Consider the following 25489-nt stretch of genomic DNA (forward strand, 5'->3'; position numbering starts at 1 on the left):
TACGTGACTTCTTGCCTTGATTTGCGATACTTCCGTCATGCCAGCCCGGCGCCTCACCGCTCTCGGTGCTCGCGCGGATTCATCCACGGACTGCTAGTCATCCCCCGACATAGCGGCAGCGGCCCATGCTGCAGCGAACTCCGGTCAGCTCCTGGCTCAACTGCTTGAGCCGCGCGCGTGCGCCGGCATTGTAGGCCTGGTCGTTGCCCCGGGTGGGCCTGAGCCCGCTGAAGTACTGCCCGCTCTCGTAGTCGTCCGAGTCCACCAGTTGCATCACGGCGTCCGCGCCCTCGTCGATGGTCGAGCGCGGCTCCACGCCCGCCCGGCGCACCATTCCGGTGGGCATGTAGGTAGCCGGATGCAGTGAGCCCACCACGATGCCGGTGCCCTCAAGGTCTTCGGCCAGGTCGAGCGTGAACATGACCTGTGCGAGCTTGCTCTGGGCGTAGGCGCGCCCTCCGCTGAAGTCCTTCTCGATCATGACGTCGTCGAAGTCGATGGGCGTCTGGGCCCCCGAGGAGACGTTCACGATGCGCGCCGGCGCGCTGTCCAGCAGCCGCGGCATCAGCATGTGGGTCAGCAGGAAGGTGGAGAGGTAGTTGACCTGGAAGCGATACTCGTGGCCGTCCTCGGTCAGCAGCCTTTCATTCGGCGCCGACCCGAAGCCGGCGTTGTTGATGAGGAGGTCCATGCGGCCGTAGTCGGCGAGCAGCGTCTCCGCGAACCGGCGCACGTCCGCGAGCGAGGCCAGGTCGGCGCGGTAGAAGCGCGCGCTGCCCGGCCCTTCGGTGTTGATGGCGTCCACCACCTCCGCGCCCCGCTCCTCGTTGCGCCCGTGCACGATCACGTGATGACCCCGGGCTCCCAGCCTGAGCGCCAGTTCCCTTCCCAGCCCCGACGTGGATCCGGTCACCAGCGCCACCTGCTGATCGGAAGCAGGGACGGCGGGCGCCTGGGCGAAGGCGTGGCTCGAAGAGCCGGCCCAGACGGCAACGAGCAAGGGAGCCGCGAGCAGGGGGCAACCGCGCCACGAGGCAGCCTTCACCGGCTCTCTCCCGATTTGAACAGAGCGCCAATGTGCCGACTGCTGCCTGATCCTCGTCATGACATACTCTCCTTCCCGGGCCGTGTCCTAGACTCGGCAGCAAGTTAGACGCGGCCATCCCGGGGCGACAGAGGCCACGCCCGAGCCAACCCTCCCCACGGTGCGAAACCGTCCGCAACCCGGCCTCGTACGGGCCGCCGATTCTTCAACAGACAACGGGAGGGGCGGGGATGAAGAGGAGACACGTGGGATACATGCTCGGACTGATGGTTGCGCTGGCGGGCCCCGGCGCGGAGATCCGGGCCCAGGAACAGGGATCCGCGCCATCGTCGGGCGGCGCGCCGGTCGTACCCGGATGCTGTGACAGCGAGGACGTGCCGATTCTCCCGGCGACTCGGGTCGCCGATGCGGACGTCACGGTGGACGGCGCCATGGAGGAAGCCGCGTGGGCAGCGGCCGCCGTGGCAACCCGGTTCACCCAGTTCGAGCCCGACGAAGGCCAACCCGCGACGCAGCGCACGGAGGCGCGCGTCCTCTACGGAGCCACTGCGCTGTTCGTGTTCATGCGTGCGCACGACACCAGTCCCGGCGAGATCGCGAGCCAATTGACGCGGCGCGATCAACAGTCGTATTCGGATCTGCTGGGCGTGGTCATCGACTCCTACTTCGACCGCCGCACGGCCTTCCAGTTCGTGGTGAACCCCGCCGGCGTGAAGCAGGACGTCTACAGGTTCGACGACACCGGTGAGGACGCCGGATGGGACGCGGTCTGGGACGTCGCGACCGCGCGCGACGATGCGGGATGGAGCGCAGAGTTCCGCATCCCCTACTCGCAACTGCGCTTCCGGGACCGGGAGGAACAGACCTGGGGCATCAACTTCATGCGCCACCTCGCGCGCCGGGAGGAACTCTCGGCGTGGGCGCCCACCACCCGCGCCGACGGCGGCATCGTGTCGCGCTTCGGGGAGTTGCGCGGGCTGCAAGACCTGGATCCACCCCGGCGGCTGGAGGTCCTTCCGTACTCGCTGGCCAGCCTCAGGCGCGCCCCCGGAGACGAGGCCAACCCGTTCTATCGACCGAACGACGCGCTGGGATCGGTCGGCGCCGACCTCAAGTACGGGGTGACTTCCGACATCACCCTCGACGTGACCATCAACCCGGACTTCGGGCAGGTTGAAGCAGACCCCGCCCAAGTGAACCTGACCGCGTTCGAGACGTTTTTCCCGGAGCGTCGGCCCTTCTTCGTCGAGGGCGCGGGCATCTTCAATTTCGGCATCGCGCTGGGAGACGGGGACCAGGCCAACGAGTCGCTGTTCTACTCGCGCAGGATCGGGCGCGCGCCCCAGGGATGGGCCGATCCGCAGGGGGGATACGCGGACGCCGACGACCAGACCACGATCCTGGGCGCCTGGAAGCTCTCCGGCAAAACGGCGGGCGGATGGTCGATCGGGGCGTTGCACGCCATGACCTCCGAAGAGCGCGCCGATATCGCGCCGGGGACGGGCAGTTCGTTCCAGCAGCCTGTAGAGCCGTTCTCCAACCATGGGGTCCTGAGGCTGCAGAAGGACTTCGCGGAGGGCCGTTCGGCCGTGGGATTCATTGGCACCACCGTGAATCGCAACGCGGGAGTCGCCGAGGAGTTGCGGCTGAGGTCCGCGGCCTACACCGGCGGCGTCGACTTCAGGCACCGCTTCGGGGGCGACGCCTGGCAGCTCGAAGGGCACGTCCTCGGCTCTCACGTGCGGGGTTCGCCGGACGCCATCGCCCGAACGCAGCGTTCGCCGGCCCGGTATTTCCAGCGTCCCGATGCGGGACATGTGAACTATGACGCCGAGCGCACCAGCCTGGCGGGAGGCGCGGCCAACTTCGGCATCATGAAGTTCGCCGGAAGCCCCTGGCGCGTCGGCACCGGATTCCAGACGCGTACGCCCGGCTTCGAGGTCAACGACATGGGCTACCAGCGCGACGCGGACTATCTCGTGCACTGGGTGTGGGGCGGATATCACAATTCCACGCCCCAGGGCCCCTTCCGCAACTGGTTCGTCAACCTCAACGCCTGGAACGTCTGGAACTACGATCGGGATCGTGCCGGGACCGGAGGCAACGTCAACGTTAATTTCCAGCTCCGGAACTTCTGGCACGGTTACGCGGGCGTAAACCAGGAGCTGGGGGCCTGGTCCGCCGGCATGCTGCGGGGCGGGCCGCTCGTCCGAACCGAAGGGCAGACCAACTTTTGGGGGGGATTCGGCAGCGACGCCCGCAAGCCAGTCCGGATCAACGTCAACTCCTGGGGCAACGTTCGCCCCGAGAGCGATTCGTGGTCCTTCGGCGTTGCGCCCACGCTACGCGTGCGGCCATCGGGCAGAGCCACCTTCAACCTCGGCGTCATGGTGAGCCGCAACCTCGACGACCGCCAGTGGGTCCGGCGTATCAATACCGACGCTCCCAACTACCTCTTCGGGCGCATCAACCAGACCACCGTGGGGCTGACCGCCCGCATGGACTACGCCTTCACGCCCAACCTCTCGCTGCAGGTGTACGCCCAGCCCTTCGTGGGGTCCGGGAGCTACAGCGAGTTCAAGCGTGTGGCCGACCCGCGCGCGGAGCGCTACGCCGACAGGTTCGAAGCCGTGGAGGTGCTCCCCGAGGACAGCCGCTATCTGGCCGAACTGGGCGGGAGCCCGGTGTCGTTCGGGAATCCCGATTTCAGCTTCAGGCAGTTCCGGTCCAATACGGTGCTCAGGTGGGAGTACTCGCCGGGGTCCGTGCTCTACCTCGTCTGGTCGCAGGGCCGCAATCACAGCGCCGGCACCGGGCAGTTCGACTTCGACTCGGACCTCGGTGAACTCTTCGGCGTCATGCCGGACAACATCTTCATGGTTAAGCTCAGTTACTGGCTGTCGCGGTAGCGGGGCGGCCACGAAGCAGGTGGACTCGCGGCCGCGGTACCGGGCGGCCCGGCGGGGAGGTCGGCGTTGGGCCTCCATCGGGAACTCGAGCAGGATCCGGCGGGCATGTTCTCACGGAAGACGAAGCGGGAACGGTTCGCCGACCGGCGGGCCAGGATGGTTGCGAGGCAGTTGCGGCGCAGGAACATCCGGGACGAGGACGTGCTCGCGGCCATGGGCGAGGTTCCGCGCGAGCACTTCCTGCCCCGGGAGCAACGCGCGGCGGCCTACCAGGACCGCGCCCTTCCGTTGACGGGTGGGCAGACGATGTCGCAGCCCTACATGGTGGCCGCGATGACCGAGGCTCTGGAGCTGTCGCCCGGGCAGCGCGTACTGGAAGTCGGGACCGGCAGCGGCTATCAGACCGCGATTCTCGCGCGTCTCGCCGCGGAGGTCTTTACCATCGAGCGCCTGCCCGGGATGGCCGCAGGGGCGCGCGGGCTCCTGCGGGACGCAGGATGCGACAATGTGCACGTGCGCGTCGGCGACGGCACGCTGGGCTGGCCGGAAAAGGCACCCTTCGACGCGATCCTGGTCACGGCCGCGGCGCCGGCCGCCCCGCGCTCCCTGGAAGAACAACTCCGCCCGGACGGCGGGTGCATGGTCATTCCGGTCGGGTCGCGTCGGATTCAGCAACTGGTGCGCATCCGGCGAACGCCCGCCGGGACGACCACGGAACGGCTGATGGAGTGCGCGTTCGTGCCCCTGATGGGAGCGGAGGGCTGGTAGCGCGGGCGCAGGGGGGCGCGAGCTCGGAGCGCCGGGGTCGACGTCCGCCCAAAGCGAGTCCGGAGGTCGGGCGGGGTGCGGCTGGCGGCTAGGAGCCGGACGCGCGCAGCTTTTCCAGGGCCGCCATCTCCGCCTTTCCCAACTCCCGCCACTCCCCGCGAGCGAGGCCCCGAAACCGGATGGGACCGAAGCGCACGCGCTCGAGCCGGCGCACCGGGTGGCCGACCGCCCGGCACATCCGCCGCACCTCCCGCTTGCGCCCTTCCGTCAGGACCAGTTCGAGGACGGCGCACGGCGGATCGCGAGCCAGCACGCGGGCGCGCCTCGCCCGCGCGACGCCGTCCTCCAGCTTCACCCCGGACACCAGACGTCTGAGAGCGGCGGCCGAGGGAGTTCCGGTGACCCGCGCCCGGTATTCGCGCTCGACGCGGTAGCGGGGATGCGCGAGCAGGTGCGCCACCTCCCCGTCGTTGGTGAAGAGCAGCAACCCCTCGGTGGCCTGGTCCAGCCGGCCCACATGAATGAGCCCGCGCAGCGATTCGGGCAGCAGATCGTACACGGTGTCGCGGCCCCGGTCGTCGCGGCGCGTGGTGAGGAATCCCGCCGGCTTGTTCAGCATCACCCAGCGGACCGGTCCCGGCCGCACGCGGGCACCGTCGACGACCACTTCGTCGACTTCCGGGCGCACGCGCGTTCCGAGCACGGTCGCCGTCCGGCCGTTCACCCGCACCCGTCCCGAAACGATCAGCGCTTCGGCCCGGCGGCGCGAGGCGACGCCCGCCCGGGCGATGAACTTCTGCAGCCGCTCGCCTCGATCCGGCCCGGTGACGGCGTCCGCTGGCCCGGTCACTCGGCGGCCGGCTGCTCCTCTGCCGGCTCGACCTCGAGCGGCCCCGGCTCCCGGAGCACGACCGGGAGCTCCGCCGGTCGCGGCAGCTCGTCGAGCGACTGCAGGCCGAAGTGTTCGAGAAAGTGACCGGTGGTCCCGTAGAGAAGCGGTCTGCCGATCCCTTCTCCGCGTCCGGTGACTTCGATCAGGTCGCGGTCGACGAGGGTGCGAATCACGCCCGCGCAGTTCACCCCGCGGATGTACTCCATCTCGATGCGGCCCACGGGCTGGCGGTAGGCGACGATGGCCAGCGTCTCCAGCGCCGGCCTGGAGAGGCGTGCCGGCCGCGGTACCGTGTCGAATCGCTCCAGGTAGGGCGCGAACTCCGGGCGGGTCAGCAACTGATGCCCGCCGGCGATCTCCACCAGTTGGAAGGCCCGTTCGCCATCGTCGTACTCGCGCCCGAGCGCCGCGATGGCCTCGGCGACCACGTCTTCGTCGAGGCTCTCGTCCGCGCGCGCGATCTCCTCCGCGGTCAGCGGGGCATCGCTCGAGAACAGGATCGCCTCGACCACCTGCGCCGGGTTCACGCAGCTTCCCCGCCGGCGTTCTCGGATTCCACCGCCGAGGCAGCCCGCCGATAGAGCCAGAGCTCGGCGAAGGGCCGGGTCTGGCGCAGGCGCACCTGTCGGCGGCGGGCGAGTTCGAGCCCGGCCAGCAGCGTCATGACCCCGTGCATGCGCGCGCGCCAGGAGCCGATCAGGCGGGAGAACTCGATGCGCCCGACGGCGCGCAGCCGATCGCGGATCAGGGCGATCTTCTCCTCCATCGACACCAGGCGGGTCTGTACGCGGGGGGGGACATGGGGCCGCGGAAGCTCGACTGCGAGCGCGGCTTCCCAAACCTCGTCCCACGTCGTGTCCAGCGGCGTGTCACGGGGCGCGGGGCGCGGACGCGGCGGCACGTAGCCCTTCGCCCAGCGGCGCATCCTGCGCGCCTCCATGATCTCCAGCCGGGACGAGATCTCGCGTACCTGCTCGTACTCCAGCAGACGCCGGACCAGCTCGGCGCGGGGATCCTCGTCCTCCTCCTCCCTGCGGTGCGGAAGCAGCAGGCGCGCCTTGATGCCGATCAGGATTGCGGCCATCTCGACGAACTCCCCGGCGCCCTCGAGTTCCTCCGCCCCGATCCCGCCGACGACCTTCAGGAACTGGTCGGTGATGGTGGCGACGGGGATGTCGAAGATGTCGATGTCCTGCTGCCGGATGAGGTGCAGCAGCAGGTCCAGTGGCCCCTGGAAGCGCTCCAGCGCGACCACGAACAGCTCCCGGCGCTCTCTCGCGGCGACGTCGAAGGGTGTCAGAGCCACAGGTCGATGAAGTCCTGGGCCGCTCCCATGAAAAAGCGAACCGGTGCCAGGACGATGGAGAAGAACGGACCCGGGAACAGGAAGAACACGGCGAGGAGGATGAGCATGCCGTAGCGTCCCAGACGACGGTAGGCGACGCCGAGGCGCGTGGGCAGCAGGTGGTAGAGGACGTGAGATCCGTCGAGGGGCGGGATGGGGACCAGGTTGAAGAACGCGAGCACGAGATTGATCAGGATGCCCAGCTCCGCGATGCGCACCGCCACGTCCATCGCCCCGGCCAGTGCCCCGCCGCTCACCTGAGCGGTCTTCACCAGCAGGGCGGCGAGCAGGGTGAACCCGACCGCCAGGATCAGGTTGGCGGCGATGCCGGCCAGCGATACGCGGATGTCGCCGCCCCGGTAGTTGTGATACTTGCGGGGGTTGACGGGCACCGGCTTCGCCCAGCCGAAGAGGAACCCGGCGTTCATGAAGTAGAGGCCGAGCGGCACCAGGATCGACCCGATGAGATCGATGTGCGGGAGCGGGTTGAGAGTTATGCGCCCGAGCGTGTAGGCGGTGTCGTCGCCCTCGCGCAGCGCGACCCAGGCGTGCGCGACTTCGTGGACGATGATGGATAGGAGCAGGACGGGAATCAGCAGGAGAATGTCCATTGCACCCGGAAGCTACCCGCGGGTGCACCCGACCGCTACCCGGTTGATTCCCAAGGCGCATTTGGGTATCCTCCGCAGCTTGCAGAAGAAGGACCGCACGATCCGGGGAACAGGATGCCGAACGTCAAGAGCGCGATAAAGCGGATGAACAAGAGTCGGGAGCAGAACGCCCGCAACCGCGCGAAGCGCTCCCGTCTGCGCACAGCGCTCAAGAAGGTGCGCGAAGCCACCGATGCCGAAACCGCCCAGACCTGTTTTCGCGAGGCCCAGGTCCTGCTGGATCGGGCCGCAACGTCCCGCCTGCTGCACCCGAACGCCGTCGCCCGCATGAAGAGCGCGCTGGCACGTCAGGTGAACTCCCTGGGTTGAGGTAAGCCCCCGGGGCTTTCTTGCCCCATCGCCTCCGCGCCCCAAGCTTTCCCGTGCACTTGTTGTCGGCGCATGGGGCCGCACCACGCCTCCGGCCACCGATGTCGTCGATCCGGCCCGGAGCGCACCCATGACGACCTCGCCCACCCCGCAGGACCGCTCGGCACGCATTCCTCCCGCCCTTGCCTTCTGTTGCTTCCTGGCCATCGCGGTCGTCTTCGGCCTTCTGTTCGCGACCTCGGCGGCTACGCCGCAGGAGTGGCGGCACCACGGGGGCAACCCGGCCGAGACCTACTACAGCACGCTCGACCAGATCGACGCCGCCAACGTTGCCGGGCTTGAGGTCGCGTGGAGCTGGGAGATTCCCAAGGCCGGCGCCCGGATCGAAGCCACGCCTCTGATCGCCGACGGCGTCCTCTACGCGACGGGCCCGTTCAGCGTGGTCTTCGCGCTGGATGCCGCCACGGGCGACGAGATCTGGCGCTGGGACCCCGGCATTCCCACCGAGGACCGCGGCGGCCCGCGCACCTGCTGCGGCGACGTCAACCGGGGCGCCGCGCTGCACGGCGACAAGGTCATCGCGGGGCTCCTGGACGGGCGGCTGGTTGCGCTCAACCGGGCGGACGGATCGATCGCGTGGTCAACGCAGACCACCCCTCCCGGGTCCGACTATTCCGTAACCGGCGCGCCCCGGGTCATGGGCGACATCGTGGTCATCGGCAACGCCGGCGCGGAGTACGGGGTGCGCGGCTACGTCACCGCCTACGATGCCGACACGGGGGAGCAGCTTTGGCGGACCTACACCGTCCCCGGCAACCCGGCGCTCGGGTTCGAGAGCGACGCCATGCGGGCCGCGGCCGAGACCTGGACGGGCGAGTGGTGGATCGTCGGAGGCGGCGGCACCGTGTGGGACGGGATGGCCGCCGACCCCGATGCCGGCCTCCTGTACATCGGCACCGGCAACGGATCGCCCTGGAGCCGCGACAACCGCAGCCCCGGCGGCGGCGACAACCTCTACCTCTCCTCGATTCTCGCTCTCGACCCCGCGGACGGCGCCCTGCGCTGGCACTACCAGACCACCCCCGGCGACGACTGGGACTACACCGCCACCCAGCCGCTGATGCTGCTGGACCTGACCATCGACGGGCGCGAGCGCGAGGTCATCGTCCAGGCGCCCAAGAACGGCTTCTTCTACGTCATCGACCGGCATACCGGTGAGTTCATCTCCGCCGAAGCCTTCGCCGACGACCTCACCTGGGCCACCCACGTCGACCCGGAGACCGGCCGCCCGGTGGAGACCCCGGAGGCGCGTTACGGCAAGACGGGCGCGGTGTGGCTGTCGCCCAGCCCCGGCGGCGCGCACAACTGGCATCCCATGTCGTGGAATCCGGAGACCGGCCTCGTCTATCTGCCCGCCAGGAACAACATCTCCTTCTTCGAGAAGGAAGAGGGTTTCGAGTACACCGCAGGCGTCTGGAACACCGGCACCGTGCGCGGCGCCGACGCCGGTCCCCGTCCCGAGCGCCCGCCGCTCAAGGGCCCCGCCAACCTGCTTCTGGCCTGGGATCCCGCCGAGAACCGGGAAGTCTGGCGCGTGCCGGCGGAGGGAGGTCACGGCGGCACGGTGTCCACCGGCGGCGGCCTGGTGTTCTGGGGCACCGGTTCGCGGCTGGTGGCCCTCGACGCCCACGATGGGCGGGAGCTCTGGGCGACGGAACTGGACGGGCGTCCCGGCTCTCCGGTGACCTACTCCGCAGGCGGGCGACAGTACGTGGTGATCGGTTCCGGGCAGGCGAGCGGGAGGGTCCTCCCGCGGCTGTGGGCGTTCGCGCTGCCGGAAGGGTCTGCCCGTTAGCCTCCGTCCCTCCAGACGACCTCCCCGCGGACGACGGTCATCACAGCCTTCCCGGTGAGTTCCAGCCCGGAGAAGGGCGTGTTGCGGCTCTTGGAGAGGAAGCGCGCCGGGTCCACGGCCCAGGTGCGGGCGGGGTCGATCAGGGTCACGTCGGCCACGCTGCCCGGGACCAGGGTTCCACCCGGCAGGTTGAAGGCGCGCGCGGGTGAGAGGCTCATGCGCTCGATGGCCGTCGGGAGGTCGATGACGCCCTCGCCGACCAGATGGGTGAGCACGAGCCCGACCGCGGTCTCCAGCCCCACGATGCCGAAGGGCGCGTCGTCGAAGGCGGACTCCTTCTCGTCGTAGTGGTGGGGGGCGTGGTCGGTCGCGATCACGTCCAGGGTGCCGTCGGCGAGGCCCGCGCGCACGGCGGCCACGTCCGCGTCGGTGCGGAGCGGCGGGTTCATCTTGGCGTCGGTGCGGTACCCCTCCACCGCCGCTTCGGTGAGGATGAGGTGGTGCGGGGACGCCTCCGCGGTCGCGCGCACCCCGCGCGCCTTCGCCTGCCGGATCGCTTCGACTCCCCACGCTGTGGAGACGTGCTGGAGGTGGATGCGGCCACCGGTGAGTTCGGCCAGCAGCAGGTCGCGTACGATGTGGATGTCCTCCGACGCGTTGGGCTTGCCCACCAGGCCGAGGCGGGCGGACACGAGACCTTCGTTCATGCTGCCGTCGCGTGAGAGACCCAGGTCCTCGGGGTGGTCGGCGACCGGAATGCCGAACGGCAGGGCGTACTCGAGCGCGAGCCGCATCAGCCCTGAGTCCATGACCGGATGGCCGTCGTCGGTGATGCCGACCGCGCCCGCCGCCACCATCTCGCCGATCTCCGCCAGCCTCTTCCCTTCCTGGCGGACGGAGATGGCCCCCAGCGGGTAGACGCGCGCGCCTCCCGCCCGCCGCCCTTCCGCCACCACGAAGCCCACCGAGGCGGGATCGTCGATGGGCGGGCTGGTGTTGGGCATCGCGCACACGGAGGTGAAGCCCCCCGCGGCTGCGGCGCGCGCGCCGGTGGCGATGGTCTCCTTGTGCTCCCCGCCCGGCTCGCGCAGGTGCACGTGCACGTCGATCAGGCCGGGCGCGACCACCAGCCCGCCCGCCTCCACGACCTGCGCATCGGCCGGACCCTCCACCCTGCCACCGCACTCGGCCACCCGCCCGCCAAGCAGAAGCAGGTCGCCGGTGGCGTCCATGCCCGCGGCCGGGTCGATGATCCTCCCTCCACGAATCCACAGCGGGCGCGGGCTCACGCGACCTCCTCCGCCTTGGCCGCCTCGGCCTTCTCGGGCCGCCCGCCCGCCAGCAGGTAGAGCACGGCCATGCGCACCGCCACCCCGTTGGTCACCTGCTCGAGGATCACCGAGTGGGGGCCATCGGCCACGTCGCTGTCGATCTCCACCCCCCGGTTCATGGGTCCCGGGTGCAGGATGAGGAGCGGCTCGGGCGCCGCCGCCAGCCGCGCGCGCGAGACCCCCCAGATGCGGTTGTACTCGCGCAGGCTGGGCACGAAGCCGGCTTCCATGCGCTCGAGCTGGAGGCGCAGCACGTTCAGGGCGTGAGCCCACTCGATCGCCTCCTCCACGCGATGAAAGATGCGCACCCCGAGTTCGCGCATGTGCGGCGGGATCAGCGTCGGAGGACCGCACACGCCGACTTCGGCGCCCAGCGTCAGCAGTCCGAAGATGTTGGAGCGGGCCACCCGCGAGTGGCGCACGTCCCCCACGATGCACACCCGCCGGCCGGCGATGGCGCCCAGGTGGTCGCGCAGCGTAAGCATGTCCAGCAGCGCCTGGGTGGGGTGCTCGTGGGCGCCGTCCCCCGCGTTGATCACGCTGGAGGGAATGCGCTCCGCCAGGAAGCGGGCCGCGCCCGACGCCCAGTGCCGCATCACCACCATGTCGATCTTCATGGCCTCGAGGTTGCGGGCGGTGTCCACCAGCGTCTCTCCCTTCGCCACCGACGAGCGGCTCGCGCCGATGTTGACGGTATCCGCCGCAAGGCGCTTCTCCGCAAACTCGAACGATATGCGTGTACGCGTGGACGCCTCGAAGAAGAGGTTGACGATGGTAATCCCGCGCAGGGTCGGCACCTTCTTGATGCGCCGCTCTGAGATTTCCTTGAACGGCTCCGCGGTGTCGAGGATGCTGGTGATCTGCCGGGCGCTGAGATGTTCGATGCCGACGAGGTCCTTGCCCAGCGCCGGAGCAGCGGCGGCGGAACGGCTCACGCAGCCTCCGGCGATGTCGTGACGACGTCCACGCCGAGCACCCCGTCGATGTCGGGCACCAGGACGTCGACGCGCTGATGCGGGAGCACCGTCACCGCCCGGCCCACGATGTCGGGCTGGATGGGCAGTTCGCGGCCCGCGCGGTCCACGAGGGCGCAGTAGTAGATGCGGGACGCGCGCCCCCAATCCATCAGCTCGTTCATGGCGGCGCGGGCGGTGCGCCCCGTGAAGATGACGTCGTCCACGACCACCACCGCGCGGTTGTCGATGCCTCCCGGGGGCAGCTTCGACTCACCGATCACGGGCCTGGGCCCGATCGCCATCAGGTCGTCACGGTACAGGGTGATGTCGATGGACCCGCGGGGCACGCGGACGCCGGCCGCGCGTTCGATCTCGTCCTGCAGCAGCCGCGCGATCTGGACGCCCCGGCGGTGGATCCCCATCAGCGCGAGGCGCTCCGTTCCCTCGTTGCGCTCCAGGATCTCGCGCGCCATGCGGGCGATCGCCCGTCCCACTGCGTCTTCTCGCATGATCGGGATGCGGAACTGATTGGGCATGGTCGGCTGTTGCGTTCGGTCGCGGAAACTCGGGGCCGAAGATACGGGCGCATGTTCGCCGGTGGCAACGCTCCCCGTGCCGCGATACCTTGCCAGCGGCTGTTCCCGACAGCCGCGCGCGGGTCTCCGGGCGCCCGCGCCCGGTCATCTCCCAATCCCTTGCGAGGACTCCCGATGCGGCGCATACCGTTCGCTCTCCTGCTCGTCCTGTCGATCCTGACTTCCGGTGCCGGCCGCCTCGTGGCCCAGGAGGTCGAAGAGTATCCGGCCGTCGTCATGGGAGGATTGCCGTTCACGCTCACGCTGGCGGGTGCACCCGAAGAGTCGAGCTGGTTCGAGGTCCGCTCCGCCGGCGGCACCCTGCTTCGCTCCGGCGCCGTCGACGCCGGCCAGTCGCTGGCGGTGGCCGATCTGTTCGTGGAGTCGCGGGCGGATCTGCCCCTGGAGGTGCGCGTGGGCGCGGCGACCGAGACCGTGGAGGCGCACTACGCACCCGCGTGGTATTCCATCGTGCCGCCGCTGGTCGCCATCCTGCTCGCACTGATCTTCCGCGAGGTGCTGGCCGCGCTGTTCGCGGGGGTCTGGCTGGGCGCGCTGGCGGTGGCGGGCTTCAACCCGCTCGCCGCCACCTGGCGCACGGTGGACACCTTCATCGTGCCCGCGCTGGCCGACGATTCGGGGCAGACGCAGATCGTGGTGTTCTCGCTATTGCTTGGCGGGATGGTGGGCATCATCGCCCGCAACGGGGGCACGCTCGGCATCGTCGAGGCCGTGTCGCCGGTCGCCACCACGCCGCGCCGGGGGAAGCTCGCCACCTGGCTCGCGGGGCTGACCATATTCTTCGACGACTACGCCAACACCCTGATCGTGGGCACCACCATGCGCCCCATCACCGACCGGCTCCGCATCTCCCGGGAGAAGCTGGCGTACCTGGTCGACTCGACGGCGGCGCCGGTGGCGGCCATCGTCCCGATCTCGACATGGGTCGGCTACGAAATATCGCTCATCGACCAGGGGCTGCAGCTCGCGGCGGAGCAGCACGCGTCCACGAACCCGGAGCTCGCTGCGTCGCTCACGTCGTCGAGCGCCTTCGCCGTGTTCCTCAGCACCATCCCGTACCTCTTCTATCCCCTGCTGGCGCTGGTCTTCGTGGCGCTGGTGAGCTACACCAACCGGGACCTGGGCGAGATGGCGACGGCGGAGCGGCGCGCCGCCACAGGGGGGGGATTGACCCGGCCCGGATCGACCCCGGTCACCGACACGACGGACACGCTGCTGCAACCGGTCGAGGGCGCCCCGCGGCGGTGGTGGAACGCCGCCCTTCCCGTGCTCACCGTCGTCCTCACCGTGCTGATCGGCTTGTACGTGTCCGGAAGCGCGGCGACAGGTCCGGGAGCGCCGCTGATGGACATCCTGGGGCAGGCGGATCCCTACGCCACCCTGCTGTGGGGTTCGCTGGCGGGGTGCCTGATGGCGATGGCCCTGTCGCTGGGACAGCGCATCCTCACGCTGCAGGAGACCCTGTCGTCCCTGGTCGCGGGGATGAAGGCGATGATGACCGCGATGCTGGTCCTCGTCTTCGCCTGGTCGCTGGGGGCAATCACGGGGGAGATCGGGACCGCGGATTTTCTGGCCCGGATCCTGGGGGATGCCATTCCCTTCGAGCTGATCCCCGTGCTGGTGTTCACCACCGCAGCCGCCATGGCGTTCGCAACCGGCACCTCGTTTGCGACCATGGCCATCCTGATCCCGCTGGTGATCCCCCTGACCATCACCCTCGGGGGAAGCGTCGGCTTCGACGGAGGCAGCGCGGAGGTCATCCTGCTCGGGGCGACCGGATCGGTGCTGGCGGGCGCCATCTTCGGAGACCACTGCTCGCCCATCTCCGACACGACCGTGCTCTCCTCCACGGCGTCCGGCTGCGACCACATCGATCACGTGCGCACGCAGCTGCCCTATGCCCTGCTGGTTGGCGTGGTGGGCATGGCGCTCGGCAACGTCGGCACCGCATACGGCCTGCCGCCGTGGCTGGCGCTGTTGCTCGGCGTGGCCGTGCTGTGGGCCGTCCTGCGCTTCCGGGGAACGTCGGTCGAGGCGGGGGTGCCGGGACAGGGGTAGCCCACGCGCCCCGTCGGCGGGCGCCCCTCCCCTAGCGGCGCGCCCTGAAGAACGACCGCAGCAGCTCCCCGGAGGGCTCCGCGAGCACCCCTGGCGTGAGCTCGACCGAGTGGTTGAGACGCGGATCCTGGACCAGGTTGTCCAGGCTGCCCGCCATCCCCGCCTTGGGGTCGGAGGCCCCGAAGACCAGGCGCGTGACGCGCGCGAGGACGATGGCGCCGGCGCACTGCGCGCAGGGCTCGAGGGTCACGAAGAGCGTGGCGCCCGGCAGGATCCTGAGCCCGAGCCTGCGGGCGGCCGCACGCAACACCACGACTTCCGCGTGCGCGGTGGGATCCGCATCGGCGCGCGTCCGGTTATGCCCCTCGGCCACGACCTGGCCGTCCAGCACCAGGACGGCTCCAACGGGGACCTCGGAGCGAGCTTCCGCCAGCCGGGCCATCTCCAGCGCGCGAGCCATGAAGGCCTGGTCCCCGGGCCGGCAAGTACTCGTCCCACGTGAAGAGCCGACAGCCACTGAACTGCGCGCAGCGCGTGGACTGCTAGCGCTGCTGCCGGCCACGCCTCCCGCGTCCCTCGCGGGCATCTGCGATTCGCCGGGAACCTCGGCGCCAGCGGCGGCCCGAGGGGGTGTCGCCGGATGCGTCCGTGCCGGGGGCCTCTCCCACCTGGCGCAGGCACGCCGTCACTCTCCCGGCCACCGCCATGGCCTCCAGGCGCATCGCGGGAATCGCGGCGGCCTCCGGTGAACCGGGATGCAGGAGATCTCCAGCGTGATCGTAGCGATAGAAGCCCGCCCCGTCGGCCACATGCACGGCGAGGATGTCGCCATCGCGGATCTCCGGCGCCAGGACGGGCTGCACCAGCAGGAGATCACCGTCCTCGTATCCCAGCGCGCCCGCGTCGTCGCCGGAAACCCTTACGAAAAACGATCCCGCCGCACCCGCCAGGCGGCGGTCGATGGCGTAGGACTGCGGCGGCTCCGCCTCGCGGCCATCGCCGCGCCGTTGTGCGATCCGCGTGTAGCAGGGCACCGAGCGCGTCTCGGCGTTGAGGTCCAGGCCCACGATGCGCGCGCCTCGCGACCGGGACGGGTCGCGCTCCAGGTAGCCCTTCGCGGCGAGCGCCTTGAGGTGTTCGGAGACGGTCTTGGTGCTCTTAATGCCGAATTTCGCCCCGATCTCGCGAACCGACGGCTGGTAGGTGTGGCGACGCAGATAGGACTCCATGTAGTCCAGAATGCGGCGCTCAATCTCGTTTGGAGGTGGGAGCATGGACAGTGGTTCGGCGCGCCCGTCGATTCAGTTGGCTGGTCCGCCGACCGACTCCGCGGCAGACCGGAAAGGGAGAAATACTAGGCCGCGCAGCGGTGGAGAGCAAGCACGGAATCCCGTACTGCCATGGCCGCGCCCGCGCCTTCCCGCCACCTTGTCCGTGGCGCGTCGATCGGCAACCCTTTGATGGCATCCGATCATCGAAAATGTCCAGTTGGAAGATCGTTTCAGTGTGCCGTGGGGTACACCCTGCGGATGCCCTTGGCGCCACCTCGCACCGCGGACAACGGCCCGTAGAGCCAGCGAACCGAAGGAACACGGCCCATGAGCTTTTCGAAGACGACGCTGGGAGTCACGACCGTGGTGATCATCGTAGTCCTGCTCGGTGGGGGGATCTACCTGAGGCTGCGCCCCACCCCGGAGGAAGAGGACGCCGCAGCCTCTGCTGAAGCGACGACGCTCGAAGTGCCGGAAGCCTCGCTGGAGAGCTTCGCCCGGCGCGCGCAACCGGTCAGCGGGGCGCGCGTGCTGCGCGATACGCTCTGGATCCGCATCACGGCCTCCGGGGGCGCGGCCGCGTTTCGGCGCGCCACTCTCTCGGCTCGGGTTGCCGGCCAGGTGCGGGAGGTGCGGGTGCGCGAGAACGACCCGGTTGATTCCGACGCCTTCCTCATCCAGATCGATACCACCGAGTACGCGCTGGCGCTGGCGCGCGCCAACAGCGCCCTCACCCAGGCGCAGGCCGACTACGAACAGCTCGTGCTCTTCGACGACGAAATCGCCGATCCCGAAGTGCGGGCTGAGCGGGCGCGGGTCGCTCGCTCGCGAAGCGGGCTGAACGAGGCCACGTTGAACGTCCGCCAGGCGGAGCTGGAACTCTCGTGGACGCGCATCGGCGCTCCCTTCGCCGGGCGGGTCGCCGACCTTCGGGTCGTGCCGGGTCAGTTCGTGACCGAGGCCGAAGAACTGGTCACCGTCGTGGAGCTGGACCCGATCAAGGTCGAGGCCCAGGTGCTGGAGGGGGAGATCGGACTCCTGGAGGAGGGCCGGCGCGCCACGATGACCTTCGCCGCGTTCCCGGGCGAGACCTTCACCGGCACGGTGGAAACGATCAACCCGGTCATCGACCTCGAAACCCGCTCGGCACGCGTGACCGTGCTGCTCGCCAACCCCGGCGGCAGGATCAAGCCCGGGATGTACGCCAGCGTCTCGCTGGACGCGCAGCATTTCACGGAGCGCATCCTGGTTCCGCGCTCGGCCGTGCTGGAGCGCGACCGGCGCACCATGCTCTTCGTCTTCAACGAGGAGGAGGGGGAGATCGGCCGCACGGAGTGGCGCTACGTCACTACGGGGCTCGAGAACGACCGGGTGGTCGAGATCGTGGAAAACCCGGAAACCTCGATGGTCGGTCCCGGCGAGATCGTGCTCGTCGACGGCCACCATTTCCTCGGGCACGATGCAGCCGTCCAGCTTGCGGAGGGCGACATGCCGGCGGGGGCGGGATCTTCCGGCGGGTCGGGACGATGAGGCGCCGGGAGGCGCTGCCGGGCGTCGTTGCGGGGTGCTTCCTCGCCGCAGTGCTCGCGGCGGCCCCACTCAAGGCGCAGGCGCCGCGCGTGCTTTCGCTCGATGAAGCGCTCGAATTAGCGAGCCAGAACAACCCCCTGTTGCGCCAGGCCATGAACGAACTGGACCTGACGCCAGCGAGCATGCGGGCTGCGTGGGGCGCCTTCCTGCCGAGGCTCGACCTGGGTATGGGCACCAACGTCAATCTCAACCGGCGTTTGCAGGCAGAGGACTTCTTCGGCAATCCGATCGCCAATCCCAATGTGGAATGGGTCACCGCCTCTCGTTCGAGCCAGGACATCTCGGCTCGCTTCAGCCTGTTCGAGGGTGGCAGGCGCTTCCATGAGCGCGGAGCGGAGCGCGCGCGGGGAATCGCCCGCGAGCGGAGGGTCGATGCGGAGACGACCGCCACGTGGGGGCGCGTCGCCACGAGCTTCTACGAGACCATCCGGCAGTCGGACCTTCTCGAACTGGAGATGGCGATCCTCGAGGGCAAGCGGCTGGATCAGGAGAGCACGACGAGGCTGTTCGAACTCGCGGTCGGCAGCCGGGTCGACGTCCTGGCCGCCGAACTGGAGGTCCAGCGGCAGGAGCGGGCGGTTCGCCAGGCGGAGAACGAGCACGCCAAGGCCGTGCTGTCTCTGCGCGCGGAGATCGTCGGGCCGGACATGGGCGAATTCACCACTCGCGGCATCGCTCCCGAACCATTCGATCCGGCCGCACTGGACGAGGTCGCGCTCATCGGCAGGGCGCTGGAACAGAGCCCCCTCATCCAGCAGAATCGGGCAGAGGTGGATGTGAGCCGGGCATCGCTGAGCGCGGTCCGTAGCGCGCGCCTGCCGACGATCAGCCTGAGCACCGCCTTCTTCCAGAGCGCCAACGCCCTGGAATACGCGGCCACCTTCCAACCCTTCTCCAGCGAATCCCGCTACGCCAGCGCCAGTCTGTCCCTGTCTCTGCCCGTCTTTACGGGTTTTTCCGCCGAGCGCAATATTGCCGACGCTCAGGTTCAACTGGCCAACGCCGAGGAAGGAGTCCGCCAGACCCGCCTGGAAATCGAACGGGACGTTCGCTCCCGCCTCATCGACCTGCGCGGCGCCTGGGACAGCTACCGGCTGGCGGAACGGTCGAGCGAGATCGCGGAGGAGCGCCTCAGGCTGGCGCGAGAGGGATACCGCCTGACGACGATTCCCTTCTCCGAACTGCAACTTGCGATCGAGGGCGCGGCCAACGAGCGGCGCACCGCGATCAACGCTCGCTACGACTTCGTCGCCGCCCGCATCGCCCTCGAGCAGGTCGTGGGCGGGCCCCTGGACGGCGGCACGCCGCTTCCCTGACGCATGTCGATCCCCCGCATCTCGACGCGGCGGCCCGTTGCCGTGGCCATGCTCTTCCTGGCCATCTCCCTGCTTGGCATCATCTCCTTCCTGCGGCTGCCGATCGACCTGCTTCCCGACGTGAGCTACCCGCGCCTGGTGGTCTACACGACCTATCCCGACGTAGCGCCGGCGGAAGTGGAGCGGCTCATCACCGAGTTGGTGGAGGCCCAGGGAGCTGCGGTGCCCGGGGTCGAGAAGGTGACATCGGTGTCGCGCGACGGTGTCAGCCTGGTGACGCTGCGTTTCGCCTGGGGCACGGACATGGATTTCGCCATGCTCAACGTGCGCGAGCGCGTCGACAACATCCGCGAGTTCCTTCCCGAGACCTCGGAGCGGCCGCGCATCCTGCGCATCGATCCCGAGTCCGAACCCATCATGGTGCTCTCCGTTGCCGGAGGCGCCGACCTGTGGGCGACCAAGGACTTCGTGGAGACGGTGTTCCGGCGCAGGCTCGAGCAGCTCGACGGTGTGGCGCAGGCGGCGGTCACGGGCGGACTGGACCGCGAGATCCAGGTGGAAGTGGATCCAGATCTGCTCCTCTCGTACGGGCTCGAGATGGAGGACGTGGCGGTCGCCCTCGACCGCGCGAACTTTTCCGCACCGGGCGGATCCATCTTGCGCGGGCGCTACCGCTACCCGCTGCGCACCCTGGGCGAGTTCCAGACCGTGGGCGAGATCGGCGAGGTCGTCGTGGGACGCCAGCAGACCGAGACGGGCGGACAGCAGGAGGAGGAGGGCAGCTTTCGCCTGGTGCGCATGGACGACGTGGCCCGGGTGGTCGACGGATTCGCCGACCGGGAGTCCATCGCCCGATACAACGGCACGGAGGCGGTGGGGCTGCTGGTGTACAAGGAGTCCGGGGCCAACACCGTGGCGGTGGCCGACGAGATCCGCGACGCGCTCGGCATTCTGGCGCTCGAGTTTCCCGACATCACCGTGGACATCGCCTACTCGCAGGCGGGCTTCATCTCCGACTCCATCAGCAACGTGGTGCAGGCCCTGGTGTTCGGGGGCATGCTGGCGTTCCTGGTGCTCTTTTTCTTCCTGCGCGACCCGCGCTACCCGTTCGCCATCGCGCTCGCGATTCCGATCTCCGTCGTGGGCGCCTTTGCGCTCATGGAGGCGTTCGGGGTTTCCCTCAACATCATGAGCCTCGGAGGGATGGCGCTCGGCGTGGGGATGCTGGTCGACAACTCCATCATCGTGCTCGAGAACATCTTCCGGCACCGGGAAGCGGGCGTCCCGTCGGCGGAGGCGTCCGCCCTCGGGGGCGAGGAGGTCCAGGGGGCGATCACGGCTTCGACCCTCACGACCATCTCGGTGTTCGGGCCGATCATCTACATCGAGGGGGTGGCGGGCGAACTGTTCGGCGACCTGTCGCTCGCGGTGGCCTTCTCCCTGCTGGCCAGCCTGCTGGTGGCGCTGACCCTGCTGCCGGGGATGGCGGCGCGCTTCGTGGACCGGGCACGGGCGCCCGATCGAGCCGAACGCACCCGGCCGGAGCTCCGGCGGGGGGTGCTGGCCAGGATCGGGCGGGCGCTTCGGTGGGTCGTGGTGCTCCCCTTCCGGCTGATCGCGGGAGCCTTCGCGCTGGGGCGCGCGCTGGTGGGCTTCTGGTGGGAGGGACTCGCCGGCGTGTGCAGCCGCCTGTTCGGGCCGCTGCTCGCCGCCTTCGACCGCGGGTTCCAGCGTTTCGCCGACCGTTATCACCGACTCCTCGAGATTTCACTCGACCACCGCGGGCGGGTGATGGCGGTTTCCGCCGCCGCGCTGGCCGCCACGCTGGCGCTCGCGCTGGCCCTGGATCGAGACCTGCTGCCCGACGTCGACCAGGGCGGGTTCCGCGTGCGTCTCGAGCTGCCGGAGGGTACCGCGCTGGCCGCGACCGCGCTGGCGGTGGAGGAGATCGAACGGACGCTTCGCGACGATCCCGGCGTCGAGACCGTCTTCTCTCGCGTGGGCGAGGACGTCCGATCCTACATGGAGAGCGAGGAGACGTCGGGCGCGCACACGGGCACCCTCGAGGTCCGCGTGCACCCGGGGATCGCGACGGACGACGTGCTGGAGCGGGTGCGCGCGGTCGAGGCCCGCTTCCCACCCGGGACGCTCGCCTTCGAGGCGGGACAGGCGACCGCTCTGGGCACGGTACTGGGCGGCGCCGACGCCGACATCGCGGTGCGCATCCGCGGCGAGAACCTCGCGGAGAGCTACGCCTACGCCGAGACCGTTCGCGAAGAGCTGTCGACGCTGGCGGACGTCGGCAACGTGCGCGTGGGCACCGGCCGCGGTCAGCCGCAGGTCCAGGTCGAGATCCTGCGCGACGTGGCCGCGCGTCACAACGTGGATCCGCGCCTGATCGCGGAGGAGATCGAGCGCGCCATGCGCGGCGACCGGGCCACCGAGTTCGTCGACTTCGACCGCAAGATCGACGTGGTGGTGAGGCTGCCCGACGCGCTGCGCTTTTCCGCCGAGACGCTCGACGCCCTGCAGGTGCGCGGCGTGCCCCTGCGGGAGCTGGTCACCGTGCGCGAGGCGGTGGGCCCGGCGGAGATTCACCGCGAGGACCAGGGGCGCGTAGTCACCGTCTACGCCGACGTGATCTCCGGCGGCCTCAACCGTGCCATCGCCACGGTGGACGACGAACTGGCTGCGCTTCCGCCGCCGTTCGACGTGCGCGTCGACGTGGGCGGGGAAAACGAGGAGATGCGCCGCTCGTTCCGCGACCTCGCCTTCGCGTTTGCGCTCGCCCTGGTACTTGTCTACATGATCCTGGCGGCACAGTTCGAGTCCTTCAGACACCCGGTGATCATTCTCATTTCGGTTCCGCTCGCGCTCTCCGGCGCAGTGCTGGCGCTGGCGCTCTCGGGCCAGAGCCTGAACACCATGAGCCTGATCGGGGTCGTCATCCTGGTGGGCATCGTGGTCAACGACGCGATCGTGAAAGTGGAGTTCATCAATCAGGCACGCGCCCGGGGCGCCGCGTTGCGGGAGGCGATCCTGGAAGCCGGGAGAGTCCGCCTGCGGCCCATCGTCATGACCACGGTGACCACCGTCTGCGGGCTTACGCCGCTGGCACTGGGCATCGGGCGCGGGGCCGACCTGCGCGCGCCGCTCGCCATCGCCGTGATCGGGGGGCTGGTTGTGGCCACCGCGCTCACACTCATCGTGGTGCCGGTGGTGTACTCGGTGGTCGAGAGCGGCCACGCGCGGTTGCGGGGGAGGGCTCGCGCGCCTCGCCCGGCCCGGGCGGCGGAGGTGCTCCCGTGAGCGCGGCCGGCGGTTCCGGGCGTTCCGGCATCGTGCCCGCGCCGGCGGCGGAGGTGGCGCGGTGATCGCCGGGAGCATCCGGCGGCCGGTGGCGGTGGCCATGGGCTGCCTGGCGGTCGCCCTCATGGGAGCCAGCGCCTGGCGCAATATCCCCATCGAACTGCTGCCGGAAACCCAACTGCCGCGGCTCAACGTGGAAGCGCGCTGGCCCGGCGCCTCCCCGGAGACGGTGGAAGCGTTCCTGACCTCCCCCATAGAAGCCGCCGTCCAGCAGGTCAAGGGAGTCGAGAAGGTCATCTCCCTCTCCCGGGAATTCCAGGGAACGGGAACATCCAGCATCGAGGTCCACTTCAGCCGTGACACGGACATGGACTTCGCGCGCCTTGACCTCTCCGAGCGGCTTTCGGCCCTCGAGGAGGAGCTGCCCGCGGCCGTACAGCGGATTCTCGTGCAGCCGTACGTCCCGCCCGAGTTCGAGTCCCGCAGCCAGCGCGGCTTCCTGCGCTACACCTACACCGGCCCCTATACGCTGGAGGCGCTCCGGGCCGATCTCGACGACCGGGTGGTGCCGGATCTCACGCAGATCGAGGGCGTGGCGCTGGTGCAGGCGAGCGGAGGACGCGAACGCCTCATAGAGATCGAGCTCAACGAGGATCGAGTCAGCTCGCTCGGGCTTTCGCCGGGTGTGGTCAACCGTCGGATCAACGACCTCGATCTTGTGCGCGAGGCGGGGGCCGTCCGGGCTGGCGATCAGGAATGGTCGGTCACCATCCAGAACCGCGTTGCGCGCGCCGACGAGATCCGGAATACGGTGCTGCTCGAGAACGGCGGAACACTGGTGCGCGTCTCCGATGTGGCGGATGTGCGCGACAGCTACGAGGAACCCCGAACCTACAACCGTATCAACGCCCAGCCCTCGGTCTCGTTCCTGGTGATCCGCGAGATCGGAGCCAACACGGTGCGCGCGGCGGACGCGGTCAAGGCCCGGGTGGCGCAACTGCAACGCGCGGGCCTCGCCGGAACCAGCCTGATCCTCGACTACGACGAGAGCGAGCAGATCAAGGAGCAGCTGACCGATCTGCGCACGAGGGCGCTCATCTCCGCATTTGTCATTTTCTCGGTGCTGCTCCTCTTCCTGCGCTCGTTCCGCTTCGCGGGGGTCGTCTTCATGACGATCGCGTTCTCGGTGCTGATCTCCCTGAATCTGATCTACTTCGGGGGCATGACCCTCAACCTGCTCACGCTCATGGGGCTGGCGATGGGGTTCGGTCTGATCGTGGACAACGCCATCGTGGTTCTGGAGAGCGTGTTCCGCCGCTGGCAGGCGGGACGGAACGCCGTGGGTGCGGCAACCGAGGGCGCCCGCCAAGTGGTGCTGCCGATCCTCACCTCCACTGCCACCACCCTCATCGTCTTCGTGCCCTTCGTGTACCTGCAGGGGGAGCTGCGGGTGTTCTACGTGCCTCTGGCGATCGTGGTGGCGCTGACGCTGGGGGCCTCGCTGCTGGTGGCGTTCACCTTCATTCCGGCACTGGCTGCGCGCGTCCTGCCCCGGGTGCGGAGGGACGAAGCCGCGACCAGTGCAGCCCATCGAAGCCAGCCCCGTGCCGCGGGGGCCGTCCCCGAGTCCGGCGACCCGGGCGACGCGCACTCCGCAGGTGCGCCGGTCGGGCGCGGACGGAAGACGCCGCTCTATACCCGCCTCTATTCCACCATCATCGGCTTCACCCTGCGCCGTGCCTGGCTCGCGGTGACGGTGGCGGTGCTGGCCTTCGGCGGGTCGTGGTATCTGTTCGAGAACCACGTCACCCGGGGCGTGCTCTGGGGCGGGGGAATGGGCGGCCTGGACACCTACGTCCTCATCAATATCGAGCTGCCGCGCGGCTCCGACCTCGAGCGGACCGACAATCTGGTTCGCTCGTTCGAAGAACGGCTGGCCGCGATTCCGGAGGTGGAACGCTTCACGTCGAGGGTGACCGGCACCTACGGGCAGATCACCGTCAACTTCCCCGATTCGCTCGAGAACACCGGCATCCCGATGGCCATCAAGGAACAGATGTTCAGCCACAGCCTGGGCTTCACCGGGGCCGAGGTGCGGGTGATCGGCCGCGGCCTGGGATTCTACGGCGGAGGCGGAGGCGCCTCGCCGAACTATTCCATGAAAGTACTTGGGTACAACTACGAACAGGTGCGCGAGATCGCCGAAGATCTGGGCGACCGGCTCGCACGGGTGCCGCGGGTGCGCACCATCGACACCAACTCCGCCGGGCGATTCGTCCGCGAGCGCGCGACCGAGTTCGTGGTCGAGATCGAACGGGACCAGCTGGCGCGCCACGACATGTCGGTGCAGGAGCTGGTCGCGCGCATGAACGCGGCCGTCAGGGGCCAGACCAGCGAGGCGCAACTCAAGATCGGCGGCGACGAGGTGCGCTACGAGGTAAAGCTGGAGGGATACCGCGACACCGATGTGCAGGAGTTGCTCGAAACCATCATCGCCACCTCAACCGGCACCGGCATCCGTCTGGGCGACGTGGTCTCGATCGCCCCCGTGGACGTGCTCGCCTGGATCCGCCGCGAGGACCAGCAGTACGAGCGCACCGTGGCGTACGAGTTCGCGGGTCCGCGCCGGCTGGGCGACCAGTACTACGACGGCATCGTCGAGTCCACCGAACTCCCGGTCGGCTACGTGATCGAAGAGGATCAGGGATTCCGGTGGAGCGAAGAGGACCGTCGCCAGATCTACGCGGTGCTGGCGGTGTCGATCCTCCTCATCTACATGGTGACCGCCGCGCTCTTCGAGTCGGTGCGCCTGCCCCTGTGCGTCCTGCTCACGGTGCCGATGGCGCTGATCGGGGTATTCCTGATGTTCTTCTACACGGGCGCATCGTTCACCCGGGAGGCGTACGTGGGGGTCATCATGATGGGCGGCATCGTGGTCAACAACGCGATCCTGCTGGTGGACAACATCAACCGCGTGCGGCGCGAATCCGGGGGTGATCTGCATGCTGCCATTCTCGCCGGCACCCTCGAGCGGGTGCGGCCGATCCTGATGACCACCGCCACCACGGTGCTCGGGCTGCTCCCGCTGGTGCTTTTCTCCGAGACGGCCGACTCCACCATCTGGAACGCGCTCGGCTACGCGCTCATCGGCGGGCTGCTGTCGTCCACGGTCTTCGTGCTGGCCACCACCCCGGCCATCTACCTGCTCATCGAGGGCCGGGGCGCACGAGCCGGGCAGGTGGCCGCGCGGGCGCCGGCCGCCTGATCC

At 69.3% G+C, this 25489-nt stretch carries 19 protein-coding genes; 9 read left to right on the top strand and 10 right to left on the bottom strand.

Going from position 1 to position 25489, the window contains the following annotated elements:
• Positions 1-97: 97 nt before the first annotated feature.
• Entirely contained in the window at positions 98-1045 is a 948-nt protein-coding gene (locus tag OXU32_01195; protein MDE0072585.1) for an SDR family NAD(P)-dependent oxidoreductase, read from the bottom strand.
• Between the two features lie 230 nt (positions 1046-1275).
• Here OXU32_01195 and OXU32_01200 point away from each other — a divergent pair, with 230 nt between their 5' ends.
• Together OXU32_01200 and OXU32_01205 are read left to right on the top strand one after the other, a co-directional pair.
• Positions 1276-3954, top strand: a complete 2679-nt coding sequence (locus tag OXU32_01200) for a DUF5916 domain-containing protein (GenBank protein MDE0072586.1) — start codon at positions 1276-1278, stop codon at positions 3952-3954.
• 66 nt (positions 3955-4020) lie between these two features.
• Positions 4021-4722, top strand: coding sequence for a protein-L-isoaspartate(D-aspartate) O-methyltransferase (locus OXU32_01205; protein ID MDE0072587.1), 702 nt, complete (start codon positions 4021-4023; stop codon positions 4720-4722).
• Between the two features lie 88 nt (positions 4723-4810).
• Here OXU32_01205 and OXU32_01210 read toward each other — a convergent pair whose 3' ends face one another.
• Genes OXU32_01210 through OXU32_01225 form a run of 4 tightly spaced genes read right to left on the bottom strand, consistent with a single transcriptional unit; the run spans position 4811 to position 7570 of the window.
• Positions 4811-5572, bottom strand: a complete 762-nt coding sequence (locus OXU32_01210; GenBank protein MDE0072588.1) for a pseudouridine synthase — start codon at positions 5570-5572, stop codon at positions 4811-4813.
• Positions 5569-6141 (bottom strand): SMC-Scp complex subunit ScpB, encoded by a 573-nt coding sequence (gene scpB / locus OXU32_01215; GenBank protein ID MDE0072589.1) that lies wholly within the window; start codon positions 6139-6141, stop codon positions 5569-5571. The genes OXU32_01210 and scpB overlap by 4 nt, the downstream gene beginning before the upstream one ends.
• Complete coding sequence (locus OXU32_01220; GenBank protein ID MDE0072590.1) at positions 6138-6920, bottom strand: segregation/condensation protein A; 783 nt, start codon at positions 6918-6920, stop codon at positions 6138-6140. Before OXU32_01220 ends, scpB begins: the two co-directional genes overlap by 4 nt.
• A complete protein-coding gene (locus OXU32_01225; protein MDE0072591.1) occupies positions 6911-7570 on the bottom strand; it encodes a site-2 protease family protein in 660 nt (219 codons plus the stop codon). Before OXU32_01225 ends, OXU32_01220 begins: the two co-directional genes overlap by 10 nt.
• Positions 7571-7684: 114 nt before the next feature.
• Here OXU32_01225 and rpsT point away from each other — a divergent pair, with 114 nt between their 5' ends.
• Positions 7685-7939, top strand: coding sequence for a 30S ribosomal protein S20 (gene rpsT, locus OXU32_01230; protein MDE0072592.1), 255 nt, complete (start codon positions 7685-7687; stop codon positions 7937-7939).
• 130 nt (positions 7940-8069) lie between these two features.
• On the top strand, positions 8070-9794 hold the full coding sequence (locus OXU32_01235) for a PQQ-dependent dehydrogenase, methanol/ethanol family (protein ID MDE0072593.1): 1725 nt from the start codon (positions 8070-8072) through the stop codon (positions 9792-9794).
• Here OXU32_01235 and OXU32_01240 read toward each other — a convergent pair.
• From OXU32_01240 to pyrR, 3 genes are read right to left on the bottom strand one after another with little or no spacing between them, the layout of a single operon-like run.
• Positions 9791-11026: a dihydroorotase gene (locus OXU32_01240; protein ID MDE0072594.1), complete on the bottom strand. Its 1236-nt coding sequence runs from the start codon at positions 11024-11026 to the stop codon at positions 9791-9793. The two genes, OXU32_01235 and OXU32_01240, sit on opposite strands and share 4 nt — an antisense overlap.
• Positions 11027-11079: 53 nt before the next feature.
• Positions 11080-12060: an aspartate carbamoyltransferase catalytic subunit gene (locus OXU32_01245; protein ID MDE0072595.1), complete on the bottom strand. Its 981-nt coding sequence runs from the start codon at positions 12058-12060 to the stop codon at positions 11080-11082.
• Complete coding sequence (gene pyrR / locus OXU32_01250; GenBank protein MDE0072596.1) at positions 12057-12590, bottom strand: bifunctional pyr operon transcriptional regulator/uracil phosphoribosyltransferase PyrR; 534 nt, start codon at positions 12588-12590, stop codon at positions 12057-12059. Before pyrR ends, OXU32_01245 begins: the two co-directional genes overlap by 4 nt.
• A gap of 201 nt (positions 12591-12791) precedes the next feature.
• Here pyrR and OXU32_01255 point away from each other — a divergent pair, with 201 nt between their 5' ends.
• Entirely contained in the window at positions 12792-14735 is a 1944-nt protein-coding gene (locus OXU32_01255; protein ID MDE0072597.1) for a Na+/H+ antiporter NhaC family protein, read from the top strand.
• A 31-nt stretch (positions 14736-14766) separates the two neighbouring features.
• Here OXU32_01255 and tadA read toward each other — a convergent pair whose 3' ends face one another.
• Positions 14767-15195: a tRNA adenosine(34) deaminase TadA gene (gene tadA, locus OXU32_01260; protein ID MDE0072598.1), complete on the bottom strand. Its 429-nt coding sequence runs from the start codon at positions 15193-15195 to the stop codon at positions 14767-14769.
• 82 nt (positions 15196-15277) lie between these two features.
• Positions 15278-16009, bottom strand: coding sequence for a hypothetical protein (locus OXU32_01265; protein ID MDE0072599.1), 732 nt, complete (start codon positions 16007-16009; stop codon positions 15278-15280).
• Positions 16010-16333: 324 nt separating this feature from the next.
• Between OXU32_01265 and OXU32_01270 the strand changes: the two genes are divergently transcribed.
• The 4 genes from OXU32_01270 to OXU32_01285 all read left to right on the top strand — a co-directional run bounded on the left by OXU32_01270 (position 16334) and on the right by OXU32_01285 (position 25486).
• A complete protein-coding gene (locus OXU32_01270; protein ID MDE0072600.1) occupies positions 16334-17536 on the top strand; it encodes an efflux RND transporter periplasmic adaptor subunit in 1203 nt (400 codons plus the stop codon).
• Complete coding sequence (locus OXU32_01275; protein ID MDE0072601.1) at positions 17533-18912, top strand: TolC family protein; 1380 nt, start codon at positions 17533-17535, stop codon at positions 18910-18912. Before OXU32_01270 ends, OXU32_01275 begins: the two co-directional genes overlap by 4 nt.
• Positions 18913-18915: 3 nt before the next feature.
• A complete protein-coding gene (locus OXU32_01280) occupies positions 18916-22221 on the top strand; it encodes an efflux RND transporter permease subunit (GenBank protein ID MDE0072602.1) in 3306 nt (1101 codons plus the stop codon).
• 61 nt (positions 22222-22282) lie between these two features.
• Complete coding sequence (locus tag OXU32_01285; GenBank protein MDE0072603.1) at positions 22283-25486, top strand: efflux RND transporter permease subunit; 3204 nt, start codon at positions 22283-22285, stop codon at positions 25484-25486.
• The last annotated feature ends 3 nt before the right edge of the window (positions 25487-25489 follow it).

It is taken from the genome of Gammaproteobacteria bacterium, from assembly GCA_028819075.1.
GTDB lineage: Bacteria > Gemmatimonadota > Gemmatimonadetes > Longimicrobiales > Gaopeijiaceae > BD2-11.

What these genes read in the sequence shown, in the direction of transcription:
- OXU32_01280 (MDE0072602.1), top strand. Translation starts at nt 18,916, where the DNA reads ATGTCGATCCCCCGCATCTCGACGCGGCGGCCCGTTGCCGTGGCCATG.
- pyrR (MDE0072596.1), bottom strand. Translation starts at nt 12,590, where the DNA reads ATGCGAGAAGACGCAGTGGGACGGGCGATCGCCCGCATGGCGCGCGAG.
- OXU32_01235 (MDE0072593.1), top strand. Translation starts at nt 8,070, where the DNA reads ATGACGACCTCGCCCACCCCGCAGGACCGCTCGGCACGCATTCCTCCC.
- OXU32_01200 (MDE0072586.1), top strand. Translation starts at nt 1,276, where the DNA reads ATGAAGAGGAGACACGTGGGATACATGCTCGGACTGATGGTTGCGCTG.
- OXU32_01255 (MDE0072597.1), top strand. Translation starts at nt 12,792, where the DNA reads ATGCGGCGCATACCGTTCGCTCTCCTGCTCGTCCTGTCGATCCTGACT.
- OXU32_01240 (MDE0072594.1), bottom strand. Translation starts at nt 11,026, where the DNA reads ATGGACGCCACCGGCGACCTGCTTCTGCTTGGCGGGCGGGTGGCCGAG.
- OXU32_01225 (MDE0072591.1), bottom strand. Translation starts at nt 7,570, where the DNA reads ATGGACATTCTCCTGCTGATTCCCGTCCTGCTCCTATCCATCATCGTC.
- tadA (MDE0072598.1), bottom strand. Translation starts at nt 15,195, where the DNA reads ATGGCTCGCGCGCTGGAGATGGCCCGGCTGGCGGAAGCTCGCTCCGAG.
- rpsT (MDE0072592.1), top strand. Translation starts at nt 7,685, where the DNA reads ATGCCGAACGTCAAGAGCGCGATAAAGCGGATGAACAAGAGTCGGGAG.
- OXU32_01270 (MDE0072600.1), top strand. Translation starts at nt 16,334, where the DNA reads ATGAGCTTTTCGAAGACGACGCTGGGAGTCACGACCGTGGTGATCATC.
- OXU32_01265 (MDE0072599.1), bottom strand. Translation starts at nt 16,009, where the DNA reads ATGCTCCCACCTCCAAACGAGATTGAGCGCCGCATTCTGGACTACATG.
- OXU32_01275 (MDE0072601.1), top strand. Translation starts at nt 17,533, where the DNA reads ATGAGGCGCCGGGAGGCGCTGCCGGGCGTCGTTGCGGGGTGCTTCCTC.